The following is a 16268-nucleotide window of genomic DNA, read 5'->3' on the forward strand; positions in this document are numbered from 1 at the left end:
TGCGCGGACGGCCCGCGCCCCCCGATTCCGTTTGACATCGATTCGCGTTTACCCTAGATTACTAACCGGCTGGTCATTAATGACCCCCAGTCCAATCTCAAGGGTGCTTCATGACCGCGTCGTCCTCCCATCGAATTCCCGGCCGTGCCTGGCTCTTGCTGGCCGCGCTCGTGCTGGCCGGCTGCTCGCGCCCGCCGGCGGCCGAAGAACCCCTGCGTGCGGTCAAGGTGGTCCAGGTCGGGACCAGCGCCTACGACACCGAGCCGGAGTTTTCTGCCGAGGTGAAGGCCCGGGTCGAGTCGCGCCTCGGCTTCCGGGTCGCCGGCAAGATCGCGCGGCGCCAGGCGGAACTGGGCCAGCATGTCCAGGCCGGCCAGGTGCTGGCCCAGCTCGACCCGCAGGACTTCCGGCTGGCCGCCGAAGGCGCCCGCGCCGCCCATGCCGCGGCCTTGACCAACCGCGACCTCTCGCTGGCCGACCTGAAGCGCTATCGTGAACTGCGGGCGCAGAACTTCATCAGCGGTGCCGACCTCGAGCGCCGCGAAAGCACCTACAAGGCCGCCCAGGCGCAGCTCGAGCAGGCCCAGGCGCAGCTGTCGGCGCAGGGCAACCAGACCAGCTACACCTCGCTGGTGGCCGACGTGCCCGGCATCGTGACGGCGATCGAGGCCGAGCCCGGCCAGGTGGTCGCGGCCGGCGCGCCGGTGGTGCGGATCGCCCAGGACGGCGCCCGCGATGTGGTCTTCGCGGTGCCCGAGGACCGCGCGGCGCTGATCAAGCCGGGCTCGCCGGTGGCGGTGCGCGGCTGGTCGGGCGGCGGCGAACTCGAGGGCAAGGTGCGCGAGGTCGCGGCCAGCGCCGACGCCGTCACCCGCACCTATTCGGTCAAGGTGGCGATCGATGCCGCCACCGCGCCGGCGCTCGGCGCCACGGTCTACGCCCGGCCCAAGGCCCTGTCGCACAGCGGCACGCCGGTGCTCAAGCTGCCGACCAGCGCCCTGCGCCAGGAGGGCAGCGGCAGCGCCGTCTGGGTGCTCGATCCGGTCAGCCTGACGGTGCGCTCGCAGCCGGTGCAGGTGGCGACCGCCGACGGCAACGAGGCGGTCATCGCCGCCGGCCTCACCCCCGGCATGCTGGTGGTGGCCGCCGGCGTGCACGTGCTGTCGCCGGGGCAGAAGGTGTCGATCTACCGCGACAAGTCCGCGGCGGCGCCGGTGGCGGCGCGCTGAGGACCCGGCGATGAGCGCGCAGCAGAACGCCGATGCCGGCAAGGCCGGATTCAACCTTTCGAAATGGGCCCTCGAGCACGCGGCCCTCACCCGCTACCTGATGCTGGTGCTGATGCTGCTGGGCTTCGCGTCCTATTTCCAGCTCGGCCAGGACGAAGACCCGCCGTTCACGTTCCGGGCGATGGTGGTGCGCACCTACTGGCCCGGCGCCACCGCGCAGCAGGTCGCCGAGCAGGTCACCGACAAGCTCGAGCGCACGCTGCAGGAGGCGCCGTACGCCGACAAGATCCGCAGCTATTCCAAGCCCGGCGAGTCGCAGATCATCTTCGAAATCAAGGATTCGTCGAAGGCCGGCGATGTCGCCAACGTCTGGTACACGGTGCGCAAGAAGATCTCCGACATGCGCCAGACGCTGCCCGCGGGCGTCCAGGGTCCGTTCTTCAACGACGACTTCGGCGATGTCTACGGCGTGATCTACGCGCTCGAAAGCGACGGCTTCAGCTACGCCGAGCTCAAGACCTTCGCCGACGACGTGCGCCAGCGGCTGCTGCGGGTCAAGGACGTCGCCAAGGTCGAGCAGTTCGGGGTCCAGGACGAGAAGATCTTCATCGAGGTCTCGCAGAAGCGCATCGCCCAGCTGGGCCTGGACTTCAATGCGGTGCTGGCCCAGATCGGGTCGCAGAACGCGGTCGAGAGCGCCGGCACGATCCAGTCGCCGCAGGACGTGGTGCAGGTCCGGGTGGCGGGCCAGTTCACCAGCGTCGACCAGTTGCGTGGGATGCCGATCCGCGGCAGCTCCGGCAACCACCTGCGGCTGGGCGACATCGCCGAGATCCGCCGCGCCTACATCGACCCGCCGGCGATCAAGGTGCGGCACGAGGGCCGCGAGGTGATCGCGCTCGGCGTCTCGATGGCCAAGGGCGGCGACATCATCGCGCTCGGCAAGGCGCTGCGCGGCGCCACCACGGAAATCGACAAGCGGCTGCCGCTGGGCGTCAAGCTGGTGCAGGTGCAGGACCAGCCGGTGTCGGTGTCGCGCTCGGTCAACGAATTCGTCAGCGTCCTGATCGAGGCGGTGGCGATCGTGCTGGCGGTGAGCTTCGTCGCCCTCGGCCTGCACAAGGGCGGGCGCTTCGGCTGGTACGTCGACATCCGGCCCGGGCTGGTGGTGGCGATCACGATCCCGCTGGTGCTGGCCGTCACCTTCCTGGCGATGAACTACTTCGGCATCGGGCTGCACAAGATATCGCTGGGGTCGCTGATCATCGCGCTCGGCCTGCTGGTCGACGACGCGATCATCGCGGTCGAGATGATGGTGCGCAAGATGGAGGAGGGCTACGACAAGGTCCGCGCCGCCACCTTCGCCTACGACGTCACGGCCAAGCCGATGCTGACCGGCACGCTGATCACCGCGGCCGGCTTCCTGCCGATCGGGCTGGCGAAGTCGGTCACCGGCGAATACACCTTCGCGATCTTCGCGGTCACCGTGATCGCGCTGGTACTGAGCTGGTTCGTCTCGGTCTATTTCGTGCCCTACCTGGGCACGCTGCTGCTCAAGGTCAAGCCGCACGACCCCGACGCGCCGCCGCACGAGCTGTTCGACACGCCGTTCTACAACGCCTTCCGCCGCGCGGTGAACTGGTGCGTCGAGCACCGCTGGCTGACCATCGGCGCCACGGTGCTCGTGTTCGCGCTCGGCATCGTCGGCATGGGCAAGGTTCAGCAGCAGTTCTTCCCCGATTCCAGCCGGCCCGAGATCCTGGTCGAGCTCTGGTTCCCCGAGGGCACGTCGTTCGCCGCCAACGAGGAAGTGGTCAAGCGGGTCGAGCAGCGGATGAAGCAGGAGGAGGGCGTCGCCACCGTCACCAGCTGGATCGGCTCGGGCGTGCCGCGCTTCTATCTCCCGCTTGACCAGGTGTTCCAGCAGACCAACGTGTCGCAGCTGCTGCTGTTGTCCAAGGACCTGCATTGGCGCGAGAAGCTGCGCCTCAAGCTGCCGGCGGTGCTGGCGCAGGAATTCTCCGAGGCCCGCGGCCGCGTCAAGCTGCTGCCCAACGGCCCGCCGGTGCCGTACCCGGTGCAGTTCCGCGTGGTCGGCGCCGACCCGGCGCAGCTGCGCACGCGGGCCGACGAAGTCAAGGCCGTGATGCGCGAGAACGCCCACATGCGCGGCGTCAACGACAACTGGAACGAATCGGTCAAGGTGATCCGCCTGGAGGTCGACCAGGACAAGGCGCGCGCGCTCGGCGTCACCAGCCAGGCGATCGCGCAGGCCTCGCGCACCATGTTCAGCGGCACCACGGTCGGCCAGTTCCGCGAGAACGACCTGCTGATCGACATCGTGCTGCGCCAGTCGCCGGACGAGCGCGAGGCGATCTCGGACATCGGCAATGCCTACCTGCCGACCAGCTCGGGCCGCTCGATCCCGCTGACCCAGATCGCCAAGCCGGTGTTCAGCTGGGAGCCGGGCGTGATGTGGCGCTGGAACCGCGACTACGCGATCACCGTGCAGGGCGACATCGTCGAAGGCATGCAGGGCGCGACCGTCACCAACGAACTGCTGCCCCGGCTGCGCGCGCTGGAGGCTAAATGGGCCGCCGACGGCCAGGGCGCCTACCGCATCGACGTCGCCGGCGCGGTCGAGGAGAGCAGCAAGGGCTCGGCCTCGATCGTCGCCGGCGTGCCGATCATGCTGTTCCTGGTGTTCACCCTGCTGATGCTGCAGCTGCACAGCTTCAGCCGCTCGCTGCTGGTCTTCATCACCGGGCCGCTCGGCATCGTCGGCGTGGCCGGCGCGCTGCTGGCCCTGAACCGGCCCTTCGGCTTCGTGGCCCTGCTGGGCGTGATCGCGCTGATGGGCATGATCCAGCGCAATGCCGTGATCCTGATCGACCAGATCGAGAGCGACCGCGCCGCCGGCGTGCCGGCCTGGGACGCGATCGTCGAATCGGCGGTGCGGCGGCTGCGGCCGATCGTGCTGACCGCGGCGGCGGCAGTGCTGGCGATGATCCCGCTGTCGCGCAGCGTGTTCTGGGGCCCGATGGCGGTGGCCATCATGGGCGGGCTGATCGTCGCCACCGTGCTGACCCTGCTGGCGCTGCCGGCCATGTACGCGGCCTGCTTCCGCGTCAAGCGCGAGACGCCGTCGGCGTCAGGAATCGCTCCGGTTAGCGTTTAAAATACGCGGTTGACCGATTTCAGGCGGGTGGCGCGAGAGCCCATCCGCCGCTATTTACCGAAGGCGCGGCCTGTCCGAGGCGGGCCTTTCTCGGTATTCACCTGAAAAACTGGAACTGCGCGGGTGGCGAAATTGGTAGACGCACCAGGTTTAGGTCCTGACGTTCGCAAGAACGTGCCGGTTCGAGTCCGGCCCCGCGCACCAGCAAAAAAGACCCCTCAAAAGGAAGACTGAAATGACCGTGAACGTTGAAACCCTCGAGAAGCTCGAACGCAAGATCACGCTGACCTTGCCGGTCGGCACCATCCAGTCCGAGGTCGATTCGCGCCTCAAGAAGCTGGCCCGCACCGTCAAGATGGACGGTTTCCGTCCCGGCAAGGTGCCGATGAACGTCGTCGCCCAGCGTTACGGCTATTCGGTCCACTACGAAGTCATGAACGACAAGGTCGGCGAGGCCTTCTCGCAGGCCGCCAATGAAGCCAAGCTGCGCGTGGCCGGCCAGCCGCGCATCACCGAGAAGGAAGAGTCGCCCGAAGGCCAGCTCGCCTTCGACGCCGTGTTCGAAGTCTTTCCCGACGTCAAGATCAACGACCTGTCGGGCGCCGAAGTCGAGAAGATCGACGCCGAGGTGGGCGGCGAGGCGATCGACAAGACGCTCGACATCCTGCGCAAGCAGCGCCGCACCTTCGCCCAGCGCGCGCAGGACGCCGCCGTGGCCGACAACGACCGCGTGACGGTCGACTTCGAAGGCAAGATCGACGGCGAGACCTTCCAGGGCGGCAAGGCCGAGGACTTCCAGTTCATCGTCGGCGAAGGCCAGATGCTGAAGGAATTCGAAGACGCCGTGCGCGGCCTCAAGTCCGGCGACAGCCGCACCTTCCCGCTGTCGTTCCCGGCCGACTACCACGGCAAGGACGTGGCCGGCAAGCAGGCCGACTTCATGGTCACCGTGAAGAAGATCGAAGCCTCGCACCTGCCCGAAGTCAACGAACAGCTCGCCAAGTCGCTCGGCATCGCCGACGCCACGGTCGACGGCCTGCGCGCCGACATCAAGCGCAACCTCGTGCGCGAGGTCAAGTTCCGCCTGCTGGCGCGCAACAAGAACGCCGTCATGGACGCCCTGATCGCCAATGCCGAACTCGACCTGCCGAACTCCAGCGTGCAGGCCGAAGTCGACCGCATGGTCGAAGGCGCCCGCGCCGAGCTCAAGCAGCGCGGCATCACGGACGCCGACAAGGCGCCGATCCCCGACGACGTGTTCCGCCCCCAAGCCGAACGCCGCGTGCGCCTGGGCCTGGTGGTGGCCGAGCTGGTTCGCGCCAACAACCTGCAGGCCAAGCCCGAGCAGATCAAGGCCCACATCGACGAGTTGGCCGCCAGCTACGAGAAGCCGGCCGACGTGGTGCGCTGGTACTTCAGCGACAACCGCCGCCTGGCCGAAGTCGAAGCGGTGGTCATCGAGAACAACGTCACGGACTTCGTGCTCGGCAAGGCCAAGGTCAATGCCAAGTCGGTGTCCTTCGACGAACTGATGGCCCAGCAGGGTTGATCCTGCCCGCCGCCGCGCCCTGGGGCTTGTGCTTTTCGGCACGGGCCCCATGTCGTCTGGGTACCGTACAAAACCCCTCTGGAGAGCACACATGAGCGCACAGGACATTCAAGGCCTCGGCATGGTTCCGATGGTCATCGAGCAATCGGGCCGCGGCGAGCGTTCCTACGACATCTATTCGCGCCTGCTCAAGGAGCGCGTGATCTTCCTGGTCGGCGAAGTCAACGACCAGACCGCCAACCTGGTGGTGGCGCAGCTGCTGTTCCTCGAGAGCGAGAACCCGGACAAGGACATCTCGTTCTACATCAACTCCCCGGGCGGCAGCGTCAGCGCCGGCATGGCGATCTACGACACCATGCAGTTCATCAAGCCCGACGTCTCCACCCTGTGCATCGGCTTCGCGGCCAGCATGGGCGCCTTCCTGCTGGCGGCCGGCGAGAAGGGCAAGCGTTTCTCGCTGCCCAACTCCAAGATCATGATCCACCAGGTGCTCGGCGGCGCCCGCGGCCAGGCCACGGACATCGAAATCCATGCCCGCGACATCCTCAAGACCCGCGAGCAGATGAACCGCATCCTGGCCGACCGCACCGGCCAGTCGTTCGAGAAGATCGCCCGCGACACCGAGCGCGACTACTTCCTGACGGCCGACGAGTCCAAGGAATACGGCCTGATCGACCAGGTCATTGCCAAGCGCAGCTGAAAAAGCCCCCGCGCTGAGGCGCGCGAGCAACAACGGCGTTTTCCATAGGGGAAAGCGCCGTTTTTCTTCAGGTCACCGACGGGCTTGTGGGCTTTCATCTTCGCTATCATTGTTAAACCCCTGTTACGAGGCATCTGCCCATGGCCGAGAAAAAAGGCTCCTCCAGCGAAAAAACGCTTTACTGCTCGTTCTGCGGGAAGAGTCAGCACGAGGTCAAGAAGCTGATCGCCGGTCCGTCGGTGTTCATCTGCGACGAGTGCATCGACCTCTGCAACGAGATCATCCGCGACGAACTGCCCGCGGGTGAGGAGTCGCGCGAGGCCCGCAACGACCTGCCGACGCCGCTGGAGATCAAGGCCAACCTCGACAACTACGTGATCGGCCAGGAGCCGGCCAAGCGGATGCTCTCGGTGGCGGTCTACAACCACTACAAGCGGCTGCGCCACAAGGAAAAGTCCAAGGGCGACGACGTCGAGCTCAGCAAGAGCAACATCCTGCTGATCGGCCCGACCGGATCGGGCAAGACCTTGCTCGCGCAGACGCTCGCGCGGATGCTCGACGTCCCCTTCGTGATGGCCGATGCCACCACGCTGACCGAGGCCGGCTACGTCGGCGAGGACGTCGAGAACATCATCCAGAAGCTGCTGCAGAGCTGCAACTACGAGGTCGAGCGGGCCCAGCGCGGCATCGTCTACATCGACGAGATCGACAAGATCTCGCGCAAGTCGGACAACCCCTCGATCACCCGCGACGTCTCGGGCGAGGGCGTGCAGCAGGCGCTGCTGAAGCTGATCGAAGGCACCATGGCCAGCGTGCCGCCGCAGGGCGGGCGCAAGCACCCGAACCAGGATTTCCTGCAGATCGACACGACCAACATCCTGTTCATCTGCGGCGGCGCCTTCGCCGGCCTCGAAAAGGTCATCGAGAACCGCACCGAGGCCTCGGGCATCGGCTTCGGCGCCTCGGTCAAGAGCAAGCAGCAACGCAGCATCACCGAGGTGTTCCGCGAGGTCGAGCCCGAGGACCTGATCAAGTTCGGGCTGATTCCCGAACTGGTCGGCCGGATGCCGGTCGTCGCCTCGCTGGCCGAGCTCAGCGAAGACGCGCTGGTGCAGATCCTGACCGAGCCCAAGAACGCCGTCGTCAAGCAGTTCACCAAGCTGCTGCAGATGGAGGGTGTCGACCTCGAGATCCGCCCGGCGGCGCTGAAGGCGATCGCCCGCAAGGCGCTGGCCCGCAAGACCGGCGCCCGCGGCCTGCGCTCGATCCTCGAGCAGTCGCTGATCGACACCATGTTCGAGCTGCCGAACGCGACCAACGTCGACAAGGTGGTGGTCGAAGAGTCCACGATCGACGAGAACAAGCCGCCGCTGCTGGTCTACCGCGAGGCGGCCAAGAAGGCCTGAATGCAGCACCGGACGTCCCCTTCCTGCCAGGCGTCCGGCGTCTTCGACGAAGACCGTGCCCGCGCACTTGAAAAGTGCGCGCGGCCAACCATCTCTCCATGATCAAGTAAAGGATTCCCATGTCCGGTCATACCCCCCTGCCTGCCACCGAGCTCGACCTGCCGCTGCTGCCGCTGCGCGACGTGGTCGTGTTCCCCCACATGGTCATCCCGCTGTTCGTCGGCCGGCCCAAGAGCATCAAGGCGCTCGAGCTGGCGATGGAGGCCGAGCGCCGCATCATGCTGGTGGCGCAGAAGGCCGCCGCCAAGGACGAGCCCTCGGTCGAGGACATGTTCGAGGTCGGCTGCATCTCGACCATCCTGCAGATGCTCAAGCTGCCCGACGGCACGGTGAAGGTGCTGGTCGAGGGCCAGCAGCGCGCCCGCGTGAACCGCATCGACGACGGCGAGACCCATTTCTCGGCCAACGTGACCCCGGTCGAAGTGGCCGAGGCCGCGACCCAGAAGGGCACCGAGATCGAGGCGCTGCGCCGGGCCGTGATGCAGCAATTCGACCAGTACGTCAAGCTCAACAAGAAGATCCCGCCCGAAATCCTGACCTCGATCTCGAGCATCGACGATCCGGGCCGGCTGGCCGACACCATCGCCGCCCACCTGCCGCTCAAGCTCGACAACAAGCAGGCGGTGCTCGACCTCGACGACATCAAGGCCCGGCTCGAGAACCTGTTCGGCCAGCTCGAGCGCGAAGTCGACATCCTCAACGTCGACAAGAAGATCCGCGGCCGCGTGAAGCGCCAGATGGAGAAGAACCAGCGCGACTTCTATCTCAACGAGCAGGTCAAGGCGATCCAGAAGGAGCTCGGCGAAGGCGAGGAGGGCGCGGACATCGAGGAGATCGAGAAGAAGATCAAGCTCGCCAAGATGCCCAAGGAAGCGCTCAAGAAGGCCGAGAGCGAACTCAAGAAGCTCAAGCTGATGTCGCCGATGTCGGCCGAGGCCACGGTGGTGCGCAACTACATCGACGTGCTGATCGGCCTGCCCTGGAGCAAGAAGACCAAGATCAAGCACGACCTCGCGAACGCCGAGGCGGTGCTCAACGAGGACCACTACGGGCTGGAGAAGGTCAAGGACCGCATCCTGGAATATCTCGCGGTGCAGCAGCGCGTCGACAAGGTGAAGGCGCCGATCCTGTGCCTGGTCGGCCCTCCGGGGGTCGGCAAGACCTCGCTCGGGCAGTCGATCGCCAAGGCGACCGGCCGCAAGTACACCCGCATGGCGCTGGGCGGCATGCGTGACGAGGCCGAGATCCGCGGCCACCGCCGCACCTACATCGGCGCGCTGCCGGGCAAGGTGCTGCAGAGCCTCAACAAGGTCGGCACGCGCAATCCGCTGTTCCTGCTCGACGAGATCGACAAGCTGGGCACCGACTTCCGCGGCGACCCGTCGAGCGCGCTGCTCGAAGTGCTCGACCCCGAGCAGAACCACACCTTCGGCGACCACTACGTCGAGGTCGACTTCGACCTCTCCGACGTGATGTTCGTCGCCACCTCGAACTCGATGAACATCCCGCCGGCGCTGCTGGACCGGATGGAAGTGATCCGCCTGGCGGGCTACACCGAGGACGAGAAGACCCACATCGCGCTGAAGTACCTGCTGCCCAAGCAGATGAAGAACAACGGCGTGAAGGAAGACGAGCTGCTGATCAACGAGGAAGCGGTGCGCGACATCGTGCGCTACTACACCCGCGAGGCCGGCGTGCGTTCGCTCGAACGCGAGCTGTCGAAGATCTGCCGCAAGGTGGTCAAGGGCCTGCTGCTCAAGAAGATGGAACCGAAGGTGCTGGTCACCGGCGCCAACCTCAACGACTTCCTGGGCGTGCGCAAGTACAGCTTCGGCCTGGCCGAGAAGCAGAACCAGGTCGGCCAGGTGGTCGGCCTCGCCTGGACCGAGGTCGGCGGCGACCTGCTGACCATCGAGGCGGTGACCATGCCCGGCAAGGGCGTGATCAGCCGCACCGGCTCGCTCGGCGACGTCATGAAGGAATCGGTGGAAGCGGCGCGCACCGTGGTGCGCAGCCGGGCCCGCCGGCTCGGCATCAAGGACGAGGTGTTCGAGAAGCGCGACATCCACATCCACGTGCCCGACGGCGCGACGCCCAAGGACGGCCCGAGCGCGGGCGCCGCGATGACCACCGCCTTCGTGTCGGCGCTGACCGGCATCCCGGTGCGCGGCGACGTCGCCATGACCGGCGAGATCACGCTGCGCGGCGAGGTCACGGCGATCGGCGGCCTGAAGGAAAAGCTGCTGGCCGCCCTGCGCGGCGGCATCAAGACCGTGCTGATCCCCGAGGAGAACGCCAAGGACCTGCAGGACATTCCCGAGAACGTGAAGAACGGCCTCGAGATCGTGCCCGTGAAGTGGATCGACAAGGTGCTGGAGATCGCGCTCGAGAAGATGCCGACGCCGTTGTCCGACGAAGAGGTCGCGGCATCGGCGGCTGCGGTGGCCGAACTGGCCAAGCAGCGCGCCGCGGCACCGGCCGAAGGATCCGTGAAGCATTGAGCCGCGAGGCTTGCGAGAGCTCGAAAAAATACTATATAATTCGAGGCTCGAAACGCGGGAATAGCTCAGTTGGTAGAGCGCAACCTTGCCAAGGTTGAGGTCGAGAGTTCGAGACTCTTTTCCCGCTCCAGTTTTGAAAAAGGGAAGCATCTGCTTCCCTTTTTTGCGCAACGAGAAGATTGCTGGCGCGATAGCAAAGCGGTTATGCAACGGATTGCAAATCCGTCTAGCCCGGTTCGACTCCGGGTCGCGCCTCCACCGACATCGGTACCGAAAGTGCAGCCCCGCCAACCCACGTTGCCGGGGCTGTGTTCGTTTGCGGTATCGTCGTCGTTCGACCGGAAGCCCGGATGGTGAAATTGGTAGACACATCGGACTTAAAATCCGCCGCTTCCTGAACAAGGGGCATACCGGTTCGACCCCGGTTCCGGGCACCACCACACTACAAGGGAGCAAGACATGCCTCGCTACAACGCTCCGTTCGAAATCCATGTGCACGGCGACGTGCCGCTGCGTTCCGACGTGAGCTTCGAGCAGATCCAGGAAGCGCTCGCGCCGCTCTGGAAATACGCCGGCGCCAAGTCGCTGGCCGATGGCGCCACCAGCGTCTACGAGGAAGAGCCGGGCATCCGCTTCGAGCAGAAGGAGCACATGCTCCAGATCTGCTGGACCGTGGCCGGCGACGAAGACTTCCGCCAGGCGCTCGACGAGATGTGCATGGCGCTCAACGAGCTGTCCGAGCAGGGCGCCGCGCTCGAGGTCACCTTCTACGACACCGACTTCGACGAGGAAGAGGGCGACCCCGACGAAGAATCGCGCGACGATTTCCTGATGCTGTTCGTCGGCCCGAACCCGGCCGCCATCATGCAGGTGCAGCGCGACCTGCTGGTGGAAGACGTGGTCAACCTCATGGAGCGCCACTTCGACGGCGCGGAACTCGGCGGCGTGGTGGCCGAGATCGACAAGCTCTTCGGCGAGCGCTTCGACGCGCTGGTCAATTCGCTCGAGATCGGCAAGCGCCCGCGCGGCGGCACCGGGGGCGCCGGCAGCGGCGGCCACGGCGGCGGCCGCCGTCCGCGCCACCTCCACTAGCGTCTCGGGTCACGGGCCGGCCACGCCGCTCCGCTATGCTCTGCGACCATCGTGTCGCGGAGTTCTCGCTTGGCCCTGTTTCCCCAGTCCGCCCTCCAACCCGGCGTGCGCAAGCGCGAGGTGTTCGGATGGGCGATGTACGACTTCGCCAATTCGGGCTACACCACGGTGGTCATCACCGCGGTGTTCGCCGCCTACTTCGTCGGCGGCATCGCCAAGGGCGCGCCCTGGGGGGCCTTCGCCTGGACCGCGGCGCTGAGCATTTCCTACGCGATCGTGATGCTCACGATGCCGGCGATCGGCGCCTGGGCCGACCTGCGCGCGGCCAAGAAGCGGGTGCTGGTCATCGTGACCATCGCCTGCGTGGCCGGCACCGCGGCGCTGGCGCTGACGCCGCGCCTGGCCGGGCCTTACGCGGTGGCGCTGGCGATGGCGCTGGTGGTCGTCTCCAACACCTTCTATTCCTACGGCGAGTCGCTCACTGGAGCCTTCCTGCCGGAGCTGGCCACGGCCGACGGCATGGGCAAGGTGAGCGGCTGGGGCTGGGGCTTCGGCTACCTCGGCGGCATGCTGGCCCTCGGCCTGTGCCTGGCCTACGTGCTCTGGTCCCAGGCCCGGGGCCTGCCGGCTTCGCACTTCGTGCCGGTCACGATGCTGATCACGGCCGCGCTCTATGGCGCGGCCGCCTGCGTCACGTTCGCGCTGCTGCCCGAGCGGGCCGTGCCGCAGCAGCGCGGCGCCGAACAAGGCGCCTGGCAGCAGCTGCGCGACACCTTCCGTGAAGCCCGCGCCTACCGCGACTTCATGTGGCTGCTGGCCTGCACCGTCTGCTACCAGGGCGGCGTTGCGGTGGCGATCACGCTGGCGGCGATCTACGCCGAGCAGGTGATCGGCTTCGTGCCCAGCGAGACGATGGTGCTGATCTTTGTGCTCAACATCGCGGCCGCGCTCGGCGCCTTCGGGTTCGGCTACCTGCAGGACCGGATCGGCCACCGGCGCTCGCTCGCGGGCGCGCTGGTGGCCTGGATCGCGGTCTGCCTGATCGCGGCCTCGGTCAGCACCAAGGGCGGCTTCTGGTGGGCCGCCACGATCGCCGGGCTGGCGATGGGCTCCAGCCAGTCGGCGGGGCGCGCCATGACCGGCATTCTTGCGCCGCCGCGGCAGCTGGCCGAATTCTTCGGCCTCTGGACCTTCGCCACCCGGCTGGCCAGCATCGTCGGCCCCTTGAGCTACGGCGCGATCACCTGGGCCACCGGCGGCAACCAGCGGATCGCGATCCTTTCGACCACGGTGCTGTTCGTCGGCGGCCTGCTGTTGCTGCTGCCGATCGACATGCGGCGCGGACGCGCGGCGGCGCTGCGCGCCTGAGCCTCAGTCGGCCGCGGCGCCCTTCGACAGCCGGTAGCGCGTGCCGTCGTAGCGCAGCAGGCGCGACTTGAAGGTCTGGCGCTGCTCCTGGCTCACGCATTCGTCGCCGAGCGGGCTCGATCGGCTTTCGGAGCGGGCCTGGCGCAGGACCAGATCGGCGTAGCCGTCGGTGGCGCTGCGGGCCACGGAAAGGCTGCCGCGCACGGTCTCGAAGCTGCCGGTGCAGTTGGTGTCCCACTCGCCCTGTTCCAGCGTGAGCTCGAGTCCGTCGAGCACCTTCGCGAGCTTGGGGCCCTGGGGCACGTAGAGCGCCAGGCTCTCGTTCGAATAGGGATTGGCCCGCGAAGAGCCCTGGCGCAGGATCCGCAGGCCGAAGGCGCGGGCATCGGGCGCCAGCGCATAGCGTGTGCCGTCGACCCGGATCTCGCTGATGCGAACCGCGTCCTCGGCCAGCACGTCTTCCTCGAACAGCCGGCTCACGATTCTTGCGCGCTCGGTGTTGCCGTTGTCGGCCTGCTGCACCACCAGCACGTCGAGATCGAACTGCGTCGTGCCCGGCTCGGTCGACGGGCGCGGCAGCGGCAGCACGACGATGAAGCGGCCCGGCAGGCCGCGCCAGGGCTCGCACACGGCACGCTCGTGGTCGAGCGTGCGCTTGGGGTGCAGCTTGGCGTGCATGCGTTCGGCCAGCCCGGTGTCGCAGGCGGCGTGGGCGGCGATGCCGCAGCCGACCAGCAGCCAGGCGGCGAACAGGGCGCGGCGCAGGCGGGGCATCAGGCGAGCGCCGTGAGCCAGCGGGCGGCCGCGGCGTCCAGGGAGCCGGGGGCGCCGCTGCCGAGCAGCCGGAGTTCGCCTCGGCCCCCGGTGCGCAAGGTGCCGGCCAGCTGCAGCAGCCGCCGCGTCTGCTGCGCCACGGGCGCGCCGGTGTCGATGAAGCGCACCGCGTCGCCTGTGTGGCGGCGCAGTTGGTCGGCGATGAAGGGGTAGTGGGTGCAGCCCAGCACCAAGGTGTCAAGTTCGCCGGCGCCGCTGCCGAAGCGTCCGGCGGCCGCCAGGTACTGCGCGCAGAGTGCCGCGATGCGGGCCTCGTCGGCGCGCTCGATGGCACCGGCCAGTCCGTCGCAGGGCACGATGCTGAAGCTGGCCTGTGCGGCGAGCGCGTCATGCAGGGCCCGGAACTTGGCGCTCTCGACCGTGACGCGGGTCGCCAGCACCGCGATGCGCCCGGTGCGGCTCAGCGCCACGGCCGGCTTCAGCGCCGGCTCGACGCCGACCATCGGCAGCGCCGGGTGGCCGGCCCTCAAGAGGTGGATGGCGGCCGCGGTGGCGGTGTTGCAGGCCACCACCAGGGCCTTGATCCGATGCGCTTCGATGAGCTCGCGGGCGACCGTGTCGCTGCGCGCGGCGACGAAGGCGTCGCCGCGCTCGCCGTACGGGGCATGGCCGGTGTCGGCGAAGTAGACGAAGCGCTCGTGCGGCAGCGCCTCGCGCAGCGCGTTGAGGACGCTCAGGCCCCCGACGCCGCTGTCGAACACGCCGATCGGATCATCGGCGCGCGAAGAACCGTCGACGGGCGCCAGGCTCAAGCCGGTTCCAGCGTGATGGTCTTGAATTCGCCGCTGGCGATGCGCTTCTGCCACTCGGCCGGGCCGGTGATGTGGGCGCTGGTGCCGCCGGCGTCGACCGCCACCGTCACCGGCATGTCGACCACGTCGAACTCGTAGATGGCTTCCATGCCGAGGTCGGCGAAGCCGACCACCTTGGCGGTCTTGATCGCCTTGCTCACCAGGTAGGCGGCGCCGCCCACCGCCATCAGGTAGGCGCTCTGGTGCTTCTTGATGGCCTCGATCGCGACCGGGCCGCGCTCGGCCTTGCCGATCATCGCGATCAGGCCGGTCTGGGCCAGCATCATCTCGGTGAAGCCGTCCATGCGGGTGGCGGTGGTCGGGCCGGCCGGACCGACCGCTTCGTTGCCGACCGGGTCGACCGGGCCGACGTAATAGATCACGCGGTTGGTGAAGTCCACCGGCAGCTTCTCGCCCTTGGCCAGCATGTCGGAGATGCGCTTGTGGGCGGCGTCGCGGCCGGTCAGCATCCTGCCGTTGAGCAGCAGGGTCTCGCCGGGCTTCCAGCTGGCGACCTCGGCCGGCGTCAGCTTGTCGAGGTCGACCCGCTTGCTCTTGTTGTAGTCGGGCGCCCAGTCGATCTTCGGCCACAGGTCGAGCGAGGGCGCCTCGAGGTAGACCGGGCCCGAACCGTCGAGCACGAAGTGGGCGTGGCGGGTGGCGGCGCAGTTCGGGATCATGGCCACCGGCTTGCTGGCGGCGTGCGTGGGGTACATCTGGATCTTGACGTCGAGCACGGTCGCCAGGCCGCCGAGGCCCTGGGCGCCGATGCCCAGCGCATTGACCTTCTCGTACAGCTCGATGCGCAGCGCCTCGACCTTGCTCAGCTCGGCGCCGGAGGCCTTCTTGGCCTGCAGCTCGTGCATGTCGAGATCGTCCATGAGGCTTTGCTTGGCCATCAGCGCGGCCTTCTCGGCGGTGCCGCCGATGCCGATGCCGAGCATGCCGGGCGGGCACCAGCCGGCGCCCATGGTCGGCACGGTCTTGAGCACCCAGTCGACGATGCTGTCGCCGGGGTTGAGCATCGCCAGCTTGCTCTTGTTCTCGCTGCCGCCGCCCTTGGCCGCGACCGTGACCTCGACCGTGTTGCCGGGCACGATCTCGGTGAAGATCACGGCCGGCGTGTTGTCCTTGGTGTTCTTGCGGTCGAACTGCGGGTCGGCCACGACCGAGGCGCGCAGCGTGTTGTCCGGGTGGTTGTAGCCGCGGCGCACGCCTTCGTTGATGGCGTCGTCGAGGCTGCCGGTGAAGCCGCCCCAGCGCACGTCCATGCCGACCTTGAGGAAGACGTTGACGATGCCGGTGTCCTGGCAGATCGGCCGGTGGCCGGTCGCGCTCATCTTGCTGTTGGTCAGGATCTGCGCCATCGCGTCCTTGGCCGCCGGGCTCTGCTCGCGCTCGTAGGCGCGGGCCAGGTGGGCGATGTAGTCGGCCGGGTGGTAGTAGCTGATGTATTGCAGCGCGGCGGAAACCGACTCGATCAGGTCGGCTTGCTGAATGGTGGTCATGGTGGGGGAGATTCTCGTGAGTGGGGGACGCCCCGCGATTATCTCAGCCCGA

11 protein-coding genes and 4 tRNA genes are annotated in these 16268 nt (G+C 67.4%); 12 read left to right on the forward strand and 3 right to left on the reverse strand.

Annotated elements, in window-relative coordinates; translation table 11 throughout:
- Positions 1-110 precede the first annotated feature (110 nt).
- From QTI33_RS02675 to QTI33_RS02730, 12 genes are all read left to right on the forward strand, one after another.
- Complete coding sequence (locus QTI33_RS02675; protein ID WP_286504207.1) at positions 111-1229, forward strand: efflux RND transporter periplasmic adaptor subunit; 1119 nt, start codon at positions 111-113, stop codon at positions 1227-1229.
- A gap of 10 nt (positions 1230-1239) precedes the next feature.
- On the forward strand, positions 1240-4407 hold the full coding sequence (locus QTI33_RS02680; protein ID WP_286504208.1) for an efflux RND transporter permease subunit: 3168 nt from the start codon (positions 1240-1242) through the stop codon (positions 4405-4407).
- A gap of 117 nt (positions 4408-4524) precedes the next feature.
- Positions 4525-4611: transfer RNA gene (locus QTI33_RS02685), tRNA-Leu, on the forward strand.
- Between the two features lie 31 nt (positions 4612-4642).
- A complete protein-coding gene (gene tig / locus QTI33_RS02690) occupies positions 4643-5956 on the forward strand; it encodes a trigger factor (RefSeq protein WP_286504209.1) in 1314 nt (437 codons plus the stop codon).
- A 91-nt stretch (positions 5957-6047) separates the two neighbouring features.
- The gene (clpP, locus tag QTI33_RS02695; RefSeq protein WP_286504210.1) at positions 6048-6656 is read left to right on the forward strand and encodes an ATP-dependent Clp endopeptidase proteolytic subunit ClpP; all 609 of its coding nucleotides are present in this window, start codon (positions 6048-6050) and stop codon (positions 6654-6656) included.
- A 140-nt stretch (positions 6657-6796) separates the two neighbouring features.
- Positions 6797-8062 carry an ATP-dependent Clp protease ATP-binding subunit ClpX gene (gene clpX / locus QTI33_RS02700; RefSeq protein WP_286504211.1) on the forward strand — a complete coding sequence of 422 codons (1266 nt, stop codon included), beginning with the start codon at positions 6797-6799 and terminating at the stop codon, positions 8060-8062.
- Between the two features lie 119 nt (positions 8063-8181).
- A complete protein-coding gene (gene lon, locus QTI33_RS02705) occupies positions 8182-10623 on the forward strand; it encodes an endopeptidase La (RefSeq protein ID WP_286504212.1) in 2442 nt (813 codons plus the stop codon).
- Positions 10624-10677: 54 nt separating this feature from the next.
- Positions 10678-10753: transfer RNA gene (locus QTI33_RS02710), tRNA-Gly, on the forward strand.
- A gap of 54 nt (positions 10754-10807) precedes the next feature.
- Positions 10808-10881: transfer RNA gene (locus QTI33_RS02715), tRNA-Cys, on the forward strand.
- A gap of 86 nt (positions 10882-10967) precedes the next feature.
- Positions 10968-11060, forward strand: a tRNA-Leu gene (locus tag QTI33_RS02720).
- Between the two features lie 22 nt (positions 11061-11082).
- Positions 11083-11715 (forward strand): DUF6806 family protein, encoded by a 633-nt coding sequence (locus tag QTI33_RS02725; protein ID WP_286504213.1) that lies wholly within the window; start codon positions 11083-11085, stop codon positions 11713-11715.
- Positions 11716-11784: 69 nt separating this feature from the next.
- Positions 11785-13083: an MFS transporter gene (locus tag QTI33_RS02730; RefSeq protein WP_286504214.1), complete on the forward strand. Its 1299-nt coding sequence runs from the start codon at positions 11785-11787 to the stop codon at positions 13081-13083.
- A gap of 3 nt (positions 13084-13086) precedes the next feature.
- Here the strand turns inward: QTI33_RS02730 and QTI33_RS02735 are convergent, their stop codons facing one another.
- The 3 genes from QTI33_RS02735 to QTI33_RS02745 are packed head-to-tail and all read right to left on the reverse strand — an operon-like array spanning position 13087 to position 16216.
- Complete coding sequence (locus QTI33_RS02735) at positions 13087-13857, reverse strand: PA3715 family protein (protein WP_286504215.1); 771 nt, start codon at positions 13855-13857, stop codon at positions 13087-13089.
- Positions 13857-14669, reverse strand: coding sequence for a glutamate racemase (gene murI / locus QTI33_RS02740; RefSeq protein ID WP_286504216.1), 813 nt, complete (start codon positions 14667-14669; stop codon positions 13857-13859). The genes QTI33_RS02735 and murI overlap by 1 nt, the downstream gene beginning before the upstream one ends.
- The gene (locus QTI33_RS02745) at positions 14666-16216 is read right to left on the reverse strand and encodes a fumarate hydratase (RefSeq protein ID WP_286504217.1); all 1551 of its coding nucleotides are present in this window, start codon (positions 16214-16216) and stop codon (positions 14666-14668) included. Before QTI33_RS02745 ends, murI begins: the two co-directional genes overlap by 4 nt.
- Positions 16217-16268: the final 52 nt, after the last annotated feature.

Origin of the sequence: Variovorax davisae (assembly GCF_030316845.1) — a bacterium.
Classification (GTDB): Bacteria; Pseudomonadota; Gammaproteobacteria; order Burkholderiales; family Burkholderiaceae_C; genus Variovorax; species Variovorax davisae.